We start from the raw sequence: 16,892 nt of genomic DNA, 5'->3' as shown, positions 1-16,892 counted from the left end.
AATGTAGCGTACTTCCGGCGGCGCGTCAGCAACTCGTCGTGATGCGCTGCGGCGTACCTGTGGCTTATTCGTCCAGATGGCGCGCCAGCGCGGCCCGGTAGCCGCTGGCGTGGCGTTCCTCGACATTGGCGAGCGCGCCGAAGCGCTTCGCGGCCGTCTCCAGCATGCGCCGGAACGCCGCCGCGTGTTCCGCCGACTCACCGATCTGCTCGTCGAATTCGCCGGCGGCCAGCCGTTCGCCTTCGGCCAGCGCCGCGGCGCGGAACTCCGGGTACATCTCCTCGTATTCGTGCTGCTCGCTCTCCAGTGCCAGCGCGAGGGCGCGTGCCGGCGTCGTGCGATCGCGCGGATACAACAGGTCCAGGTGGCCGAACGCATGCAGCACCTCCTGTTCGGCCGTTTCCTCGAACAGCCGGGCGATCTCGGGAGCGCCGGCCGCCCGCGCCAGCTTCGCGAAATAGCGGTACTTCAGGTGCGCCATCGCCTCGGCGGCAAATGCCGTCTGCAGGTTTTTCAGCGTGATCGAATCGGGCGTATCGGCCATCGGGTTCTCCTCGTGCAAACGATGCGGGATGATAGCGAAAATTGACTGATAGCAAAAACTGATAGAAACGCTGCTTGCGATAGAAAAACTCGGAAAGGCACGAGCGTTCGTGGAAATACCTACTTCAGCGCCGTTTACCGTCTGCTAGAATCGGATAATTTTCAGACAGCACAGGAAGGCAGTACAGCAATGGATTCGTCATCTGACAAGAAAGAGGAACTGCGGCAACAACTGCGCCTGGCCGCGCTTGAATATCACGAGTGCCCCCGGCCCGGCAAGATCAGCGTGACCCCGACCAAGCAGCTGATGAACCAGCGCGACCTGGCCCTGGCATATTCGCCGGGCGTCGCCGCCCCCTGTGAGGAAATCGTCGTCGATCCCGCCGCCGCCTACAAGTATACGGCGCGCGGCAACCTGGTGGCCGTCATTTCGAACGGCACCGCGGTCCTCGGCCTCGGCAATATCGGCGCTCTCGCCTCGAAGCCCGTCATGGAAGGCAAGGGCGTGCTGTTCAAGAAGTTCGCCGGCATCGACGTGTTCGACATCGAGATCAACGAGCAGGACCCGGACAAGCTGATCGACGTGATCGCCGCGCTGGAACCGACGTTCGGCGGTGTGAACCTGGAAGACATCAAGGCGCCGGAGTGCTTCTACATCGAGCGCAAGCTGCGCGAGCGGATGAAGATTCCCGTCTTCCACGACGACCAGCACGGCACCGCGATCATCGTCGGCGCGGCCATCCTGAACGGCATCTCGCTGGTCGGCAAGAACATCAAGGAATGCAAGCTGGTCGTCTCCGGCGCCGGCGCGGCCGCGCTGGCCTGCCTGGACCTGATCGTCGACCTGGGCTTCCCGATCGAGAACATCTACGTGACCGACCTGGCCGGCGTCGTCTACAAGGGCCGCACCGAGCTGATGGACCCGGACAAGGAACGCTTCGCCCGTGAAACGTCCGCGCGCACGCTCGCCGAAGTGATCGACGATGCCGACATCTTCCTGGGCCTCTCCGCTGGCGGCGTGCTGAAGCAGGACATGGTCAAGCGCATGGCCGTCAAGCCGATCATCCTGGCGCTGGCGAACCCGAACCCGGAAATCCTGCCGGAAGACGTGAAGGCCGTGCGCGACGACGCCGTCATCTGCACGGGCCGTTCGGACTACCCGAACCAGGTCAACAACGTGCTCTGCTTCCCGTACATCTTCCGCGGCGCGCTCGATTGCGGCGCCACGACGATCACGCGCGAAATGGAAATCGCCGTCGTGCACGCGATCGCCGAACTGGCGCATGCCGAGCAGTCGGACGTCGTCGCCACCACCTACGGCTTCACCAGCCTGTCGTTCGGGCCCGAGTACCTGATCCCGATGCCGTTCGACCCGCGCCTGTTGATCAAGATCGCGCCGGCCGTGGCCAGGGCCGCCGAGGAGTCGGGCGTGGCGACGCGGCCGATCAAGAACCTGGAAGCGTACGCCGACAGCCTGCAGGAATTCGTCTACCGCAGCGGCACGTTCATGAAGCCGCTGTTCTCGGTGGCGAAGAAGACGCATCCGGATCTGAAGCGCATCGTCTACGCGGAAGGCGAGGAAGAGCGCGTGCTGCGCGCCGTGCAGGTCGTCGTCGACGAGCGGCTGGCGCGCCCGATCCTCGTTGGCCGCCCCACTGTGCTGGAATCGCGCATCCAGAAGTTCGGCCTGCGCCTGAAGCTGGGCGTGGACTTCGACGTGATCAACCCCGACTACGACGACCGCTACCGCGACTACTGGACGGCGTACTACGAACTCACGAACCGCAAGGGCGTGACGGAGGAATACGCGAAGCTGGAAATGCGCCGCCGCCACAGCCTGATCGGCGCGATGATGATCAAGAAGGGCGATGCGGACGGCATGATCTGCGGTACCTTCGGCACCACCCAGCTGCACCTGCACTACATCGACCAGGTGCTGGGCAAGCGCGCGGGCACCAACGTGTACGCGGCGATGAACGTGCTGGTGCTGCCGGAGCGCCAGATCGTGATGGTGGACACCCACGTCAACGAAAACCCGAGCGCCGAGCAGCTGGCCGAGATCACGATCATGGCCGCGGAAGAGATGCGCCGCTTCGGCCTGTCGCCTTCGGTGGCGCTGCTGTCGCACTCGAACTTCGGCTCGTCCAACAGCGAGTCGGCGCAGAAGATGCGCGCCACGCTGCAGCTGGTGCGGGAACGCGCACCGGACCTGGAGATCGATGGCGAGATGCACGGCGACACGGCGCTCGATTCGAAGTTGCGCAAGAAGTTGATGCCGAATTCGACGCTGGAGCGCGACGCGAACCTGCTGGTGGCGCCGAACATCGAATCCGCCAACATCGCCTACAATCTGGTGAAGACGGCGGCCGGCAACGGCATCGCGATCGGCCCGATCCTGCTGGGCTGCGCGGCACCGGTACACATCCTGACCCCGTCCGCCACGGTGCGCCGCATCGTCAACATGACGGCGCTGTGCGTCGTCGACGTGGTGGCCCAGCGCAAGGGCTGATTTTTTCGGATCGACTCCGAAGGGGCCGCCGCGAGGCGGCCTTTTTTTGTGCGCGGCTTTCGCGACCGGCGGCAATATTTCCTGTGCGGATTTGATCCCGGTTATGCCGCCGGCGAAGCGTTTTGACAATGCGCAAAGAGAAGGCTACATTGTCGTCACCATGACCGACCTCATCCTTGCCATCGTCCACCACCTGATCGTCTTCGGCATCGCCGCCGTGCTTGCGGCGGAACTGGCGCTGATGCGGCCGGCCGCGATGTCGCCGCACACCGTGCGCCTGCTGGGCCGGTTCGACGCGGCCTACGGCGTGCTGGCGCTGGCGATTCTCGTCGTCGGCTTCGGCCGGGTGTTCCATGGCGCCAAGGGCGCCGACTTCTACCTGCACAACCCCGCATTCTGGATCAAGGTCGGGGCGTTCCTCGTCGTCGGCCTGCTGTCCATCAAGCCCACGCTGCGCATCCTGGCCTGGCAGAAAGCGCTGAAGGCGGATGCGGGGTTCACGCCGCCGCTCGACGAGGTCAATGCGTTGCGCCGGCGTATGCTGGGCGAGATCCACGTGTTCGCGGTGATCCCGATCGCCGCTGCGGCGATGGCGCGCGGCTTTGGGTATTCCTGAGCGCGGCTTACAGCCGAGCCCGTCTTTGCGAACGGCAACGCGGTAAGGACTTGACTGCCCGGTCCTATCGCATCCTGCGTGGTTTTGCCGTTTTTTCTGCGTGCCGTACTCCGGCGCACCGTTCCCTGTTCGGTGATGCGTTTGTAACAATGAGCTTCCGGTATCTCCGGCCTCATTGCCACATGCTTTCAAACATCGAACGTAGGAGCGATCATGATCAAACGCCTGCTCTTTGCCGCCGCAGCCGCGGCAACCGTCTGTGCCACGGCCCGGGCGGAAACCTGGAGTTTCACCTATCAAGGCTTTACCGATGCCACAACCGGCATCTTCGCGCCGGACATGCGCCTGACCGGACGGTTCGGCGGGCAAGACAAGAACGGCGATGGCGTCATCACTTTGAAGGAGCTGACTTACATGTATGCCGCCGGCCAGGAGTACCTCGGCTCGTGGCGCGACGGCTGTGTCGATTCGACCAGCCAGTACCTCAAATGCAGTATCGTCAGTTTTTCCTTCAAGTTGACCGGCCAGCTCGCGTTCGACATCGGCTACGAAGGCAACGACGAGTTCTCCAGCGGCTGGTATGGCGGCATCATCACGGGCGACCGGATCTACAACGGCGCGTATGGACCGGTGGGCGAGTGGGAGCGCCGCTACCTGTGGTCCGACCGCACCACGTTGACGCTCGACCCGGCCCCGGTGCCGGAACCGTCGATCGCATTGCTGCTGCCCCTCGGCATGGCGGTGCTGGCGGCGCGGCGGCGCGGCTGGGTGACGCGCTCCACCAAGAAGTGATCGCATGGTCCGGGCGGCGCTGGAGCACTACCCGGACAGATGCTCCTGTCGCGTGACCAGCTCACGGGCGGCTCTGCACGGCATTCGGCAGGCCGGTCGGCTTGCGGATTGCACCCCGGTCTTTTTTTCGTATTTCCTCAACCTCTTCCGTTCCAAAGCCGTCTCCTGTTCGGTAATTTTTTGGCAATAATGACCAGACCGGATCCGACAGCCGAGCCAACCCTGTCGTCGGCCGGGCATGGCGGGCACGGTCCGTCACGCGGGATAAGTCGAGCTGTTCCATCGAACTGCACAGGAGATATCAATGAAAAAACACCTGTTGTGTATTGCATTGCTTGCTGCCGGACTCGTCGGCGCGAAGGCTGAAGCGGCGACGTGGGAATTCACGTACCAGGGTTTCCTGGATGTCCAGACCGGCACCTTCAGGCCGGACATGACATTGACCGGCCGCTTTGACGGGACGGACGTCAACCGGGACGGCATTATTGCGCTGGACGAGTTGACCTACTTCAAGGCCGACCACTACACCCTGATCGAGTGGGTTGTCGATTGGCCCGGTGGTCCGAGCCGGCCCGGTGGCTGCGCCAACGAATGGACGCCCTGGCTGCGCTGCCTGATTCCGCAATTCTCGTATGACCTGAAAGGGAATCTCGACTTTCACGTCGAACACTGGGGCAACGACGAGTACGTCAGCGGCTGGGGCGGAACGATGCGCACCGGTCAATTCATCTACACTTACCGGTACGGGGGTATGTACGAGAGTGAATACCAATATGACTGGACCAGCGAGACGACCTTCACGATCTCGCCGGCGCCCGTGCCCGAGCCGGGCGCGGCGATGCTCTGGTTGAGCGGGGCCGGTCTCGTCGCCGCAGCGCTGCGCCGCCGCGGCAAGTAGTCCAGGCAGGCCGTCGCCGGCCGCGGTCGTCAAGCCGCCGCGGCCAGCGGCGGATAATCGATGAGCCCATGCGCGCCACCCCCGAACAGCGTCTCGCGATCGTGCTGTGCCAGCGGGGCGCCGGCGCGCAGGCGCTCCGGCAGGTCCGGGTTGGCGACGAACGGCCGGCCGAATCCGATCATGTCCGCCCAGCCGCCCGCCAGCGCGGCGCGGGCGCGGGCGGCGTCGTACTTGCCCGCGTAGATCAGCATGCCGTCGAATGCCGCGCGCAGACGCTGCCTGAACGCGAGGGGCATGTGCGGCGCGTCGTCCCAGTCCGCCTCGGCGATATGCAGGTAGCCGACGCCCAGTTCGCCCAGCAGGCTGGCGGCCGCCACGTAGGTCGTTTCCGGGTCGGCATCGACGCAGCCGTTGAGGGTCGTCAACGGGGCCAGGCGGATGCCGACGCGGCGTGCGTCGCCCGTGCCTTCCACCAGCGCCTGCGCCACCTTGCCGAGAAAGCGCAGCCGGTTGTCCAGCGTACCGCCATACTCGTCCGTGCGCAGATTGGCACCCGAATCGATGAACTGGTTCACCAGGTAGCCGTTCGCGGCGTGCAGTTCGACGCCGTCGAAGCCGGCCGCCATCGCCCGGCCGGCGGCGGCGCGGTAGTCGTCGACGATCGCGTGGATCTCGGCGATCGTCAGCGCGCGCGGCGTGGACGCCTGCACGGCGCCCGGTCTGCCGTCCGCCTCGGCGATGAAGACGTTGACGCCGGTGGCCGGCAGCGCCGACGACGACACGGGCGCCTGGCCGCCCAGCAGGCTGGTATGGCTGAGGCGGCCTACGTGCCAGAGCTGGGCGAAGATCCTGCCGCCGGCGGCGTGCACGGCGTCGGTCACCTGGCGCCAGCCGGCGACCTGTTCCGGCGTGTGGATACCGGGCGTCCACGCGTAGCCTTTGCCGAGGGGCGAGATCCACGTACCTTCGCTGACGATCAATCCGGCGTCGGCCCGCTGCGCGTAATACTCGGCCATCAGCGCGGTCGGCACGTCGCCGGGCTGGGCGGCGCGGGCGCGCGTCATCGGCGGCATCACGATGCGGTTCGGCAGGGTGAGGGGGCCAAGCGTGGCGGGCTGGAACAGCGGGTCGTTCGGGACAGTCATGGGGCGCTCCGGAAAATAGGTCAGAGCGCAGTGTGCCTTCCCGGTCCAGCGCCAATAAAGCCCCGTACGGATGAATTTCCTTTGCGACGAAGTCAATAATTGCTGCGCTCGCATGCGAAAGTTGCGCTGTAACAAGATGTAATTGTTGTAATCCGGCGCATCCCCGCGGGCGGACGGGAGAGGTGCCTCTGTTACAATATCGGGTTTCTTGGTCACCTCTCCCGGACACCCGATCACATTATGCAAAACACGAAACGCGCCCTGGTAACGGGCATCTCCGGCCAGGATGGCGCCTACCTGGCCCAGCTGCTCCTCGAGAAGGGTTACGAAGTCACCGGCACGTTCCGCCGCACCAGCTCCGTCAATTTCTGGCGGATCGAGGAACTGGGCATCCAGAACCATCCGAACCTGAAGCTGGTCGAGCATGACCTGACCGACCTGTCGTCGTCGATCCGCCTGTTGCAAAACGGCCGTTTCCACGAGATCTACAACCTGGCGGCGCAAAGCTTCGTCGGCGTGTCGTTCGAACAGCCGGTGACGACGGCCGAGATCACCGGCATCGGCGCCGTGAACCTGCTCGAAGCGATCCGCATCGTCGATCCGAAGATCCGCTTCTACCAGGCGTCCACGTCCGAGATGTTCGGCAAGGTGCAGGCGATCCCGCAGAAGGAAGACACGCCGTTCTACCCGCGCAGCCCGTATGGCGTGGCCAAGCTGTACGCGCACTGGATGACGGTGAACTACCGCGAGTCGTACGGCATCTTCGGCTCGTCCGGCATCCTGTTCAACCATGAGTCGCCGCTGCGCGGCCGCGAGTTCGTCACCCGCAAGATCACCGACTCCGTCGCCAAGATCAAGCTGGGCAAGCTCGAGGTGCTGGAGCTGGGCAACCTGGACGCGAAGCGCGACTGGGGCTTCGCCAAGGAATACGTGGAAGGCATGTGGCGCATCCTGCAGGCCGACAAGCCGGACACCTACGTGCTGGCGACGAACCGCACCGAGACCGTGCGCGATTTCGTGACGATGGCCTTCAAGGCCGCCGGCATCGCCATCGAATGGCAGGGCAGCGCCGAGAACGAGACGGGCCATGACGCGCAATCGGGCAAGGTGCTGGTGCGCGTGAGCCCGAAGTTCTACCGCCCCGCGGAAGTCGACCTGCTGATTGGCGACCCGGCCAAGGCGAAGAAGGAACTGGGCTGGGAGCCGAAGACCACGCTGGAAGAGCTGTGCCAGATGATGGTCGAGGCCGACCTGCGCCGCAATACCGCCGGCTTCTCGTTCTGACATGACGGCCGCGCTGCAGTTGCTGTCGCCGGCGCGTGAAGGCGCCGGCAAGCGCGCGCTCGTCACCGGCATCGCCGGCTTCACCGGCCGCTATGTGGCCGAGGAGCTGCGCCAGGCCGGCTACGAAGTGTTCGGCCTGGCCAGCCCCGGCTACGAACACGACGCCGCGACGGTGGCCGTCGACCTGACGGATCGCGCCGCCGTGGCGGCCGCCGTGCAGTCGCTGCAGCCCGACGTGATCGTGCACCTGGCGGCGATCGCGTTTGTCGCGCACAGCGACGTCGAACAGATCTACCGCGTTAACGTGGTCGGCACGCGCAACCTGCTCGAAGCTGCCGCCGCGCTGCCGAAGAAGCCGCAGGCCGTGCTGCTGGCGTCGTCCGCGAACATCTACGGCAATGCCGACGTGGAAGTGATCCACGAGGACGTGCCGGCCGCCCCGGCCAACGACTACGCCGTCAGCAAGCTGGCGATGGAATACATGGCGCGGCTGTGGATGGACAAGCTGCCGATCATCATGGTCCGTCCGTTCAACTACACGGGCGTGGGCCAGGCCGAGAACTTCCTGCTGCCGAAGATCGTGGCGCACTTCAAGCGCCGCGAGCCGCGCATCGAGCTGGGCAACCTGCAGGTGTGGCGCGACTTCTCCGACGTGCGCGTGGTGGCCGCGAGCTACCGCCACCTGCTGGCCGCGCCGGGCGCTGCCGGGCAGGTGTTCAACGTCAGCTCCGGCAAGGCATACTCGCTGGGCGAGGCGCTGGAGATGATGGCGGCGATCGCCGGCTACCGCATCGACGTGCACGTGAACCCCGCGTTCGTGCGTGCCAACGAGGTCGTGCGGCTGACGGGCGACAACCGCCGGCTGCAGGCGGTTGTCGGCACGATCGCGCCGCCGCCGTTGCAAGACACCCTGCGCTGGATGTACGAGGCGTGACCCTTTCGATCGGCCTTTCCACCACGACGACTGAACCGGGCCTGACTGGCGGCCACCTCGACGGAATCGGTGTCTACAGCCGCGCGCTGCTGCATGAACTCCCGCAGGCCGGCGTGGCGGTGGCGCCTTACTCGTTCGGCCCGGCCGCCCGCCTGTCGGTAGGCCAGCCGATGCGTCACCCGTTCCCGCTGGCGACCTTGCGCGACCTGGCGCTGCCCGGCGCGCGCGAGCACATGGACGTGGACCTGTACCACGCCACCGACTACCGCATCATCCGCATGGACCGCCCGATCGTCGCCACGCTGCACGATGCGCTGCCGATCGCCCATCCGGAGTGGTGCAACCCGAAGCTGCGCAAGCTGAAGAACTGGCTGCAGGTAAAGGCCGCGCGCAAGGCGGACCACGTGATCGCCCATACGCATTTCACGATCGCGGAGCTGGTGCAGTGCTTCGGCGTCGACGAGCGCCGCATCAGCGTGGTGCCGTGCGGCGTCGACGAGGCATGGCTGGAAGCGCCCGATGCGGCCGAGGTGGACGCCACGCTGGCGCGCCACGGCCTGCGGCCCGGTTACTTCCTCACCGTCGGCACGATCCAGCCGCGCAAGAACACGGCCCGCGTGCTGCAGGCCTACCTGGGACTGCCGGCGAGCGTACGCGCGCAGCGCCAGCTCGTCATCGTCGGCGCGCCGGGCTGGCGCTGCGAGGAACTCGTGGCGCAGATCCGCGCGGCGCAGCAGAACGGCGAGAACGTCGTCTGGCTCAGCAAGCTGACGAGCAGCGCCGAACTGCGCCACGTGTACGCGGGCGCCGGCGTGTTCGTGTTCCCGTCGCTGTATGAAGGCTTCGGCATTCCGATCGTCGAGGCGTTCGGCTCGGGCGTGCCGGTGATCGCGTCGAACACGACGTCGGTGCCGGAAGTGACGGCGGGGGCGGCGATCGACGTCGACCCGCTGTCGGTCGGTGCGATCGGCGCGGCGATGCTGGAGCTGGCGCGCGACGAGGCATTGCGCCGCCGTTACATCGCGCGCGGCAAGGTGCGTGCCGTGGAGCTGACGTGGCGCGAGACGGCGCGCAAGACGGTCGCCGTGTACGAGTCCGTGCTCAAGGGACGGTGATGCGCGTTCTGCATTTCTACAAGACTTACTACCCCGACTCGTGGGGCGGCGTCGAGCAGGCGATCCGCCAGATCTGCGTCGGCACCGGCCGGCTCGGCATCACGAACGAAGTGCTGACCCTGACGCGCAACCAGGGCGGGCGGATGGAGATCGACGGCCACGTGGTGCACCGCGTGCGGCAGGACGTGGAGATCGCGTCAAATGCGATGTCGTTCGCATCGATCGGCGCCCTGGCCCGGCTGGCGCGCACGGCGGACGTGGTGCATTACCACTTCCCGTGGCCGTTCGGCGACCTGGCGCATTTCCTCGCCCGCGTGAAGAAGCCGTCGGTCGTCACCTACCACTCCGACATCGTGCGGCAGAAAACGCTGCTGAAGGTGTATTCGCCGCTGATGCGGCGCTTCCTGGCCGACGTGGACGCGATCGTCGCGACGTCGCCGAACTACTTCGCGTCGTCCGACGTGCTGCGCCGGCACGGCGACAAGGTGCGCGCGATCCCGTTCGGCCTGGACCGCACCACGTACCCGTCGCCGTCGCCCGAACTGCTGGCGCGCTGGCGCGAACGGGTGGGCGAGCGCTTCTTCCTGTTCGTCGGGGTGCTGCGCTACTACAAGGGCCTGCACATCCTGCTGGACGCGCTGGCGCGGCAGGAGTACCCGGTGGTCATCGTCGGCGCCGGCCCGATCGAAAACGAATTGAAGGAACACGCCCGCCGGCTGGGCTTGACGCAGGTGCGCTTCGTCGGCGCCGTCGACGAGCACGACAAGGCGGCGCTGCTGACGCTGTCGTATGCGATGGCATTCCCATCGCACCTGCGCTCGGAGGCGTTCGGCATCTCGCTGCTCGAAGGCGCAATGTACGGCAAGCCGATGATCTCCAGCGAAATCGGCACAGGCACCAGCTACATCAACGTGGGCGGCGAGACGGGCATCGTGGTGCCCCCCAGCGATCCGCAGGCTTTCGCTGCCGCGATGCACACGTTGTGGCACGACCCGGCACTGGCGGCGGCGATGGGCCAGCGGGCATCCCAGCGCTTCGACACGTTGTTCACGGCCGAAAAAATGGCCGCTGATTACGCGGCCGTGTATCGAGAAGTTGCAAAAAGTTCCACTAGAGTCGGCACCGTTTGAGCTAAATCAAGGTTCCATATTGATACGCCGCTAACATTAGTCGGACTTCCCGCCCCCGCCACGGTCTGCTTTTTCATCGAACGTGCAGCGCAACAACGTGGCGGACGGCGGGAGTTCACCTGATAACGGCTGAGCCCGTGTCACTGGTGCCAGGCACCAGTGACACGGGCTCAGCAGGATGTCTCCGGGTGCCTGGCACTAGGGAACACGAGCTCAACAGGATGTCTCCTGGTGCCTGGCACTAGGAGACACAAGCTGAGCCGGACATCTCGCCGACCTTGCCCTCACGCGGCCCGGGCCACGTGCTCCTCGGCCCACTTTTCCTTGATCGCCAATACCGCGGGCAGCTGTTCGATGAACAGGTCCACCAGCGCCGGGTCGAAGTGCGCGCCGCGCTGTTTTTTCAGGAAGTCGATCGCGTCCTGCAGCGGCCACGCGGCCTTGTAGGGGCGTTCGGACGTCAGCGCGTCGAACACGTCGGCAATCGCGCAGATGCGGCCTTCCAGTGGGATCTGTTCGCCCGCCAGGCCGTTCGGGTAGCCGCTTCCGTCCCATTTTTCGTGGTGCGACAGCGCGATGTTGCGCGCCAGCTTCAACATGCCGTGCGGGTGTTCGCCGATGATATCGGCCCCGATCGTCGCGTGCGACTGCATGATCGCCCATTCGTCCTTGTCGAGCGGCCCGGGTTTTTGCAGGATGCGGTCGGGGATGCCGATCTTGCCCACGTCGTGCATCGGCGCCGCGTGCAGCAGGTCGTCCGCCTGCGCCTCGCTCATACCGGCCGCGATGCCCAGGAGGCGCGAGTAATGGCTCATGCGGATCACGTGCATGCCCGTCTCGTTGTCCTTGTATTCCGCCGCCAGGCCCAGGCGCTGCACGATCTGCAGCCGGGTTTCCTTCAGCTCGTCCATCCGCACCAGCGACAGGTGCGTGCGCACGCGCGCCCGCACGATCGGCGCGCTGACGGGCTTCGTGATGTAGTCGACGGCGCCGGCGTCGAAGCCGCGCACTTCGTCTTCCGTGTCGGACAGCGCCGTCACAAAGATCACGGGAATGCCGGCCGTGGCCGGGTCGGCCTTCAGCGCGCGGCACGCTTCATGGCCCGTCATCCCGGGCATCATCACGTCCAGCAGGATCAGGCTGGGCTGCTCCTGGCGCGCCAGCTCCAGCGCTCGGGCGCCGTCTTTCGCGAACAGCAGCCGGTAATGCTCCTGCAGGATCTGGCGCAGCAGCTGCAGGTTGCTGGCCTCGTCGTCGACGGCGAGGATCAGGGGCAGGGTGGAGGTCATGATTGCGTTTCCGTTTGCATGCCGGGAACCGCCGCCAGGATGTCGGCCAGGCGGCTCTCGGCCAGGGTGAAGTCGAAGTCGTCGATCGCCATGCGCAGCGGCGCCAGCGCGGCAGGGGGCACGTGGCCGTGCAGCGCCTGCGCCAGCGCGGCCAGCGCCGGCTCGTCCAGTGCACCGCGGGCCAGCGACCGGGCCAGCGCCTCGCCAGCAACCTGCAGGGCCTGCGCGTCGAACGGCGCCGCCGGCAGTGCGCCCGCCGCGGCGGCCTTTTCAGGACACGCGCGCGACCGCACCGCGGCCAGCGCCTGTTCCAGTTCCGTGCCGACGCGCGCCAGCAGCGGCGCCAGCGCGGCGCGCGCACCGGCGGCGGCATCGCGTTCGATGTCGGCCAGCGTCGCGGTGAGCTGTTCGAAGCCCAGGTTCGCGGCGACGCCGCGCACGCGGTGCGCCTGCGCCTGCAGCTGCGTGTGGTCGCCGGCGTCGTACAGCGCCGCCAGGCGATCCGCGCTTGCCGCGTGATCGGCCTCGAAGCGGCACAGGGCCAGCTGATGTTCCTCTTCGCTGCCGCCCCAGCGCAACGCGCCGGCCACGCGATCGAGCACTTGCGGGCCGGCAGGCCGCGCCGCGGCGGCAGCCTGCCCCACGACTTCCTGCAGCCCCAGCACCCGCGCGATCTCATGCGACAGCGCGTACCAGTCCACCGGCTTCGATGCGAAGCCGTCCATGCCCGCCGCCTTACTCGCCTTGCGGTGCGCCTCGAGCACGCTGGCCGTCATCGCGATCACGGGTACCCGCTTGCGGCCGGTGCGTTCGGCCTCCGCGCGGATCATCCGCGTGGCAGCCAGCCCGTCCACGTTCGGCATCTGCACGTCCATCAGGATCACGTCGAAGTCCTGGCGTGCCGCCAGCTCGGCGGCGCTGGCGCCATCCTGCGCCGTCGCCACCGTGTGGCCGCGCTTGCCCATCAGGAGCGTCAGCAGTTCCAGGTTCTGCGCCACGTCGTCCGCCGCCAGCACGGCCAGCGGCGGCAGCGCATACGCCTCGCGCTGGCGCTGGCGCGGCAGGTCGGCATGGTGCGGCGCGAGCGCCGGTGCCAGCGGCAGCACCACGTGGAACGTCGTGCCTTCCCCCGGCGTGCTCTCGGCCCGGATGCCGCCGCCCATCAGCTCCACCAGCTGCTTGCTGATCGTCGTGCCCAGGCCCGTGCCGCCGAAGCGGCGCGTCATCGATGCATCGGCCTGCGTGAACGGATCGAAGATCGCGGCCAGCCGGTCCGGCGCGATGCCGATACCCGTGTCGCGCACGGCGATGCGCAGTTCCCGCGCCGCATAGCCGACGGACAGCGTGACGCCGCCCTGGGCCGTGAACTTGATCGCGTTGTCCAGCAGGTTCGTCAGCACCTGGCGCATGCGCAGCTCGTCGCCGTGCAGCCATGGCGACAGGTCCGGCGCGAACGCGATGTTCAGCTCCAGGCCCTTGGCCCGCGCGGTCGCGTTGAACGTCGACGACAGTTCGTCGATCAGCGCCAGCAGGTTGTAGTCGGCCAGCTCCAGTTCGACGGCGCCTTTCTCCAGCTTGGCCGTGTCGAGGATCTCGTTCAACAGGCGCAGCAGCGCGCGGCCCGCATTGCGCACGGTGTCGAGGTGGGCGCGCTGGTCGTGGCGCAGGTCGCTGTCCAGCAGCACGTCCGTGAATCCGAGGATGGAATTCATCGGCGTGCGGATCTCGTGGCTCATGTTGGCGACGAACGTCGCGCGCGCCGCCGCCGCCTGCTCCGCATTCTCCTTCGCCAGGCGCAGGTCTTCCTCCATCTGGCGGCGCGCCGTCGTGTCGAGAATGACCCCGTCGAACCAGCGCGGCGTGCCGTCGTCATTGCGCACCATCGTGCCGTGTTCCCACACCCAGCGCCAGCTGCCGTCGGCGTGGCGGATGCGGTATTCCACCGTGTACGGCAAGCCGTTCTGCGCGCACAGCTTGCACACGGCCAGCACGCGCGGCAGGTCCGCCGGCGAAATCAGGTCGGTCAGGGTGCGGCAGCGCGCCGGCCCGACGAAATCGGCCAGCGGATAGCCCGTCACCCATTCGACGCCCTCGCTGATGAATTCGAGCGGATAGTCGGCTTCGGCGCGGCAGCGGAACGCGATGCCGGGGATGCTGCCGATCAGCGAGCGGAATTGCTGTTCGCTGTCGCGCAGCGCCTGCATGATCGCGCGCCGCTCGCTGATGTCCGTGATGAACAGCACGTACATCTGGCGGTCGATCAGCTTGGCGTGGCCGAGTGCCTTGCGGATCGGCACCAGCGAGCCGTCCTTGCGGCGGCCCAGCACTTCCTCGCCCGCCGTCGCCAGGTGCGTGACCCCGGCACGGATCGAGCGCAGCAAGCCGCCGCGCTCGGAGGCTTCCGGGTCCGCCATCAGGAGCCGTACCGGCTGGCCGACGATCTCGCGCCGCTGCCAGCCGAAGATACGCTCGGCCGACGCATTGAATTCGCGGATGATGCCTTCCTGGTCGATCGTGACGACGCCATCGACGGTCGTCGTCAGCAGCGCGCGCATCCAGTTCTCGCTTTGCAGCAGGTTGCGGTACATCTCGCGGTAGCGCAGCAGGCCGTGCACGGCCATCACGGCCAGCGTGAACACCACCGTGATGCCGGATACGGCCAGCGCCAGCATGTCCGTGTCACTGCCGGTGCTGGTGGCGGGCGGCTTGCCGAAGAAGCGCGCCGCGGCCATGCCGGTGTAGTGCATGCCGGCGATCGCGCAGCCCATCACCACGGCGCTGATCGCCAGCCGCTGGCTGCTCCGCAGGCGTACCGGCAGGCCGCGCAGGCCGAAGCGCACGCCCAGTGCCACGGTGGCCAGCACGACGGCGACGACGATCGACAGGCCGAACATCCACGGGTCGTAATGCAGTTTCAACGATGTGCGCATCGCCGCCATGCCGGCGTAGTGCATCGTGCCGATGCCGGCGCCGACCAGCACGCCGCCGGTGGCCAGCGTGCCGCGCGTCAGGCGTTCGCGCCGCGTGATCGACAGCGCGACGGCCGATGCGGCGAGGCCGGGCAGCAGCGACAGCCCCGTCAGCAGCGGCTCGTAGTGCGTATCGGTGCAGACGTCGAACGCCAGCATGCCGATGAAGTGCATGGCCCAGATGCCGGCGCCCAGCGCGAGGCTGCCCGCCAGCAGGGCGGCGGCGCGCAGGCCGCGGGTGGCGGTGGCGCGCTGCCGGCCGGCCATGTACAGGCCCATCCAGGATGCGAACACGGCGACCAGCACCGACAGCGCGACGAGCCGCGCATCGTAGACGCCATACTGCAGCAGCGACGGGTCCGCCGGAGAAAACAGGTTGTTCAGATCCATGGGGAGAAACGGAGGAAAGGTGGAGGGACAGTACCACACTTTCTCCTTAGAAATTAATGACTTGGCGGTTTTGATAACGCCTTCCGGGTGGCTTTCCCCGTGCATGCCGTTGCCGCGCCGCGACAGCTTGTTTTGCGGTTATCGTGGGTGCTGCATTATTGTCATGGCGCTGTGTCATGGCGCTGTGCCCCGACCTTGTTGGAACGGCCTGAACTTTTCCCCTGTCGCGTTGTCTCAGCAGTATCGACAGCACCGACACGGAGGCGGCGATGGACAAGCCGATGGACCCGGACAAGTTCGAGCGGTTCCTGGGGCGCTTGCGGCGACAGCTGGAAAAGCTCACGCGCCAGCAGGTCGGCCGTACGCAGGATGCTGTGGCGGCTCATGCGGCACGCTGGCAGTGCCTGGACATCATCGAGGCGTTCGGGCGGCTGCGCAAAAAGTGCCCGCACTGTGGCCACGGGCGCTTTCACCGGCACGGCTACACCTCCGGCCTGCAACGCTATCGCTGCCTCGGCTGCACGCACACGTTCTCGGCACTGACCAACACGCCGCTGCTCCACTTGCGCCGGCGCGACCGCTGGCTGCCCTACCTGCAATGCATGCTTGATACGCGCACGGTACGGTCGTCGGCAACCACGGTCGGCATCCATCGCAACACGAGTTTCCGCTGGCGCCACCGCTTCCTGATCCGCGTCGTGCATGACCGGCCGATTCCGTTGAAGGGCATCGTCGAGGCCGATGAGACGTACCTGCTCGAATCGCAGAAGGGCTCGCGCTGCCTGAACCGGCCGGCCAGAAGACGTGGCGGCGTGGCGCACAGCCGCGGCATCAGCAAGGAGCACGACTGCATCCTCGTCTTGCGCGATCGCGGCGGGCAGACACGCGACTGGTGGACGGGGCGTGGCCCCGTCACCAGCAAGCAGCTGTCGTGGGCTCTGCCGGCGGCGCTGGATGAGGACGTCGTGCTGGTAACCGATGGCGCGAAGGCCTATCGCACCTTCATCGCCGCGTATCCGTTTGCCCACGTGCCACTGAACCTCGCGGCCGGTATCCGGTCACGCGGCCCGTACCACCTGCAGAACGTGAACAACTACCACAGCCGCTTCAAGACATGGCTGCGTACCTTCCTCGGCGTGGCCAGTCGCTACCTGCCGAACTACCTGGGCTGGCGCCATGCGCTGGACGGCGGCCGGATCGCTACGCCGGAAGGGCTGCTGAAGTCGGCGCTGGGCCTGCGCACCGGCGCGGCAGCAAGTCATTGAACGCCGGTGCGAG

General features: G+C 66.7%; 14 protein-coding genes. 9 read left to right on the top strand and 5 right to left on the bottom strand.

All coding sequences use genetic code 11. The annotated features are described in order from the left end of the window. Positions 1-64: 64 nt before the first annotated feature. Positions 65-544 carry a rubrerythrin family protein gene (locus IP92_RS10705; RefSeq protein WP_145874522.1) on the bottom strand — a complete coding sequence of 160 codons (480 nt, stop codon included), beginning with the start codon at positions 542-544 and terminating at the stop codon, positions 65-67. A gap of 189 nt (positions 545-733) precedes the next feature. On the opposite strand from IP92_RS10705, the gene IP92_RS10700 reads away from it, so the two are divergent. The 3 genes from IP92_RS10700 (at position 734) to IP92_RS10690 (ending at position 4,460) form a co-directional block, all read left to right on the top strand. Beyond that, positions 734-3,052 (top strand): NADP-dependent malic enzyme, encoded by a 2,319-nt coding sequence (locus IP92_RS10700; protein WP_145874521.1) that lies wholly within the window; start codon positions 734-736, stop codon positions 3,050-3,052. A 160-nt stretch (positions 3,053-3,212) separates the two neighbouring features. Continuing rightward, entirely contained in the window at positions 3,213-3,668 is a 456-nt protein-coding gene (locus IP92_RS10695; RefSeq protein ID WP_145874520.1) for a DUF2214 family protein, read from the top strand. A 213-nt stretch (positions 3,669-3,881) separates the two neighbouring features. Next, the gene (locus IP92_RS10690) at positions 3,882-4,460 is read left to right on the top strand and encodes a PEP-CTERM sorting domain-containing protein (RefSeq protein WP_145874519.1); all 579 of its coding nucleotides are present in this window, start codon (positions 3,882-3,884) and stop codon (positions 4,458-4,460) included. 61 nt (positions 4,461-4,521) lie between these two features. Here the strand turns inward: IP92_RS10690 and IP92_RS10685 are convergent, their stop codons facing one another. Further along, positions 4,522-4,743 carry a hypothetical protein gene (locus tag IP92_RS10685; RefSeq protein WP_145874518.1) on the bottom strand — a complete coding sequence of 74 codons (222 nt, stop codon included), beginning with the start codon at positions 4,741-4,743 and terminating at the stop codon, positions 4,522-4,524. Between the two features lie 21 nt (positions 4,744-4,764). On the opposite strand from IP92_RS10685, the gene IP92_RS10680 reads away from it, so the two are divergent. Then, positions 4,765-5,358, top strand: a complete 594-nt coding sequence (locus IP92_RS10680; protein ID WP_145874517.1) for a PEP-CTERM sorting domain-containing protein — start codon at positions 4,765-4,767, stop codon at positions 5,356-5,358. 29 nt (positions 5,359-5,387) lie between these two features. Here the strand turns inward: IP92_RS10680 and IP92_RS10675 are convergent, their stop codons facing one another. Beyond that, positions 5,388-6,503: an alkene reductase gene (locus tag IP92_RS10675; protein WP_145874516.1), complete on the bottom strand. Its 1,116-nt coding sequence runs from the start codon at positions 6,501-6,503 to the stop codon at positions 5,388-5,390. A 240-nt stretch (positions 6,504-6,743) separates the two neighbouring features. On the opposite strand from IP92_RS10675, the gene gmd reads away from it, so the two are divergent. The 4 genes from gmd to IP92_RS10655 are packed head-to-tail and all read left to right on the top strand — an operon-like array spanning position 6,744 to position 10,966. After that, positions 6,744-7,787: a GDP-mannose 4,6-dehydratase gene (gene gmd / locus IP92_RS10670; protein WP_145874515.1), complete on the top strand. Its 1,044-nt coding sequence runs from the start codon at positions 6,744-6,746 to the stop codon at positions 7,785-7,787. A 1-nt stretch (position 7,788) separates the two neighbouring features. Further along, the gene (locus IP92_RS10665; RefSeq protein WP_145874514.1) at positions 7,789-8,721 is read left to right on the top strand and encodes an NAD-dependent epimerase/dehydratase family protein; all 933 of its coding nucleotides are present in this window, start codon (positions 7,789-7,791) and stop codon (positions 8,719-8,721) included. After that, positions 8,718-9,836, top strand: a complete 1,119-nt coding sequence (locus IP92_RS10660; RefSeq protein WP_229418718.1) for a glycosyltransferase family 4 protein — start codon at positions 8,718-8,720, stop codon at positions 9,834-9,836. The genes IP92_RS10665 and IP92_RS10660 overlap by 4 nt, the downstream gene beginning before the upstream one ends. After that, positions 9,836-10,966 carry a glycosyltransferase family 4 protein gene (locus IP92_RS10655; protein WP_145874513.1) on the top strand — a complete coding sequence of 377 codons (1,131 nt, stop codon included), beginning with the start codon at positions 9,836-9,838 and terminating at the stop codon, positions 10,964-10,966. Before IP92_RS10660 ends, IP92_RS10655 begins: the two co-directional genes overlap by 1 nt. Positions 10,967-11,250: 284 nt before the next feature. On the opposite strand, the gene IP92_RS10650 is transcribed toward IP92_RS10655, so the two are convergent. Together IP92_RS10650 and IP92_RS10645 are read right to left on the bottom strand one after the other, a co-directional pair. Further along, a complete protein-coding gene (locus IP92_RS10650; RefSeq protein ID WP_145874512.1) occupies positions 11,251-12,255 on the bottom strand; it encodes an HD-GYP domain-containing protein in 1,005 nt (334 codons plus the stop codon). Then, on the bottom strand, positions 12,252-15,614 hold the full coding sequence (locus tag IP92_RS10645; RefSeq protein ID WP_145874511.1) for an MHYT domain-containing protein: 3,363 nt from the start codon (positions 15,612-15,614) through the stop codon (positions 12,252-12,254). Before IP92_RS10645 ends, IP92_RS10650 begins: the two co-directional genes overlap by 4 nt. A gap of 281 nt (positions 15,615-15,895) precedes the next feature. Between IP92_RS10645 and IP92_RS10640 the strand changes: the two genes are divergently transcribed. Next, a complete protein-coding gene (locus IP92_RS10640; protein WP_145874875.1) occupies positions 15,896-16,879 on the top strand; it encodes an IS1595 family transposase in 984 nt (327 codons plus the stop codon). Positions 16,880-16,892: the final 13 nt, after the last annotated feature.

The sequence above is a fragment of the Pseudoduganella flava genome, assembly GCF_007830495.1.
Classification (GTDB): Bacteria; Pseudomonadota; Gammaproteobacteria; order Burkholderiales; family Burkholderiaceae_D; genus Rugamonas; species Rugamonas flava.
This window is presented reverse-complemented; position numbering and strand designations above follow the sequence as displayed.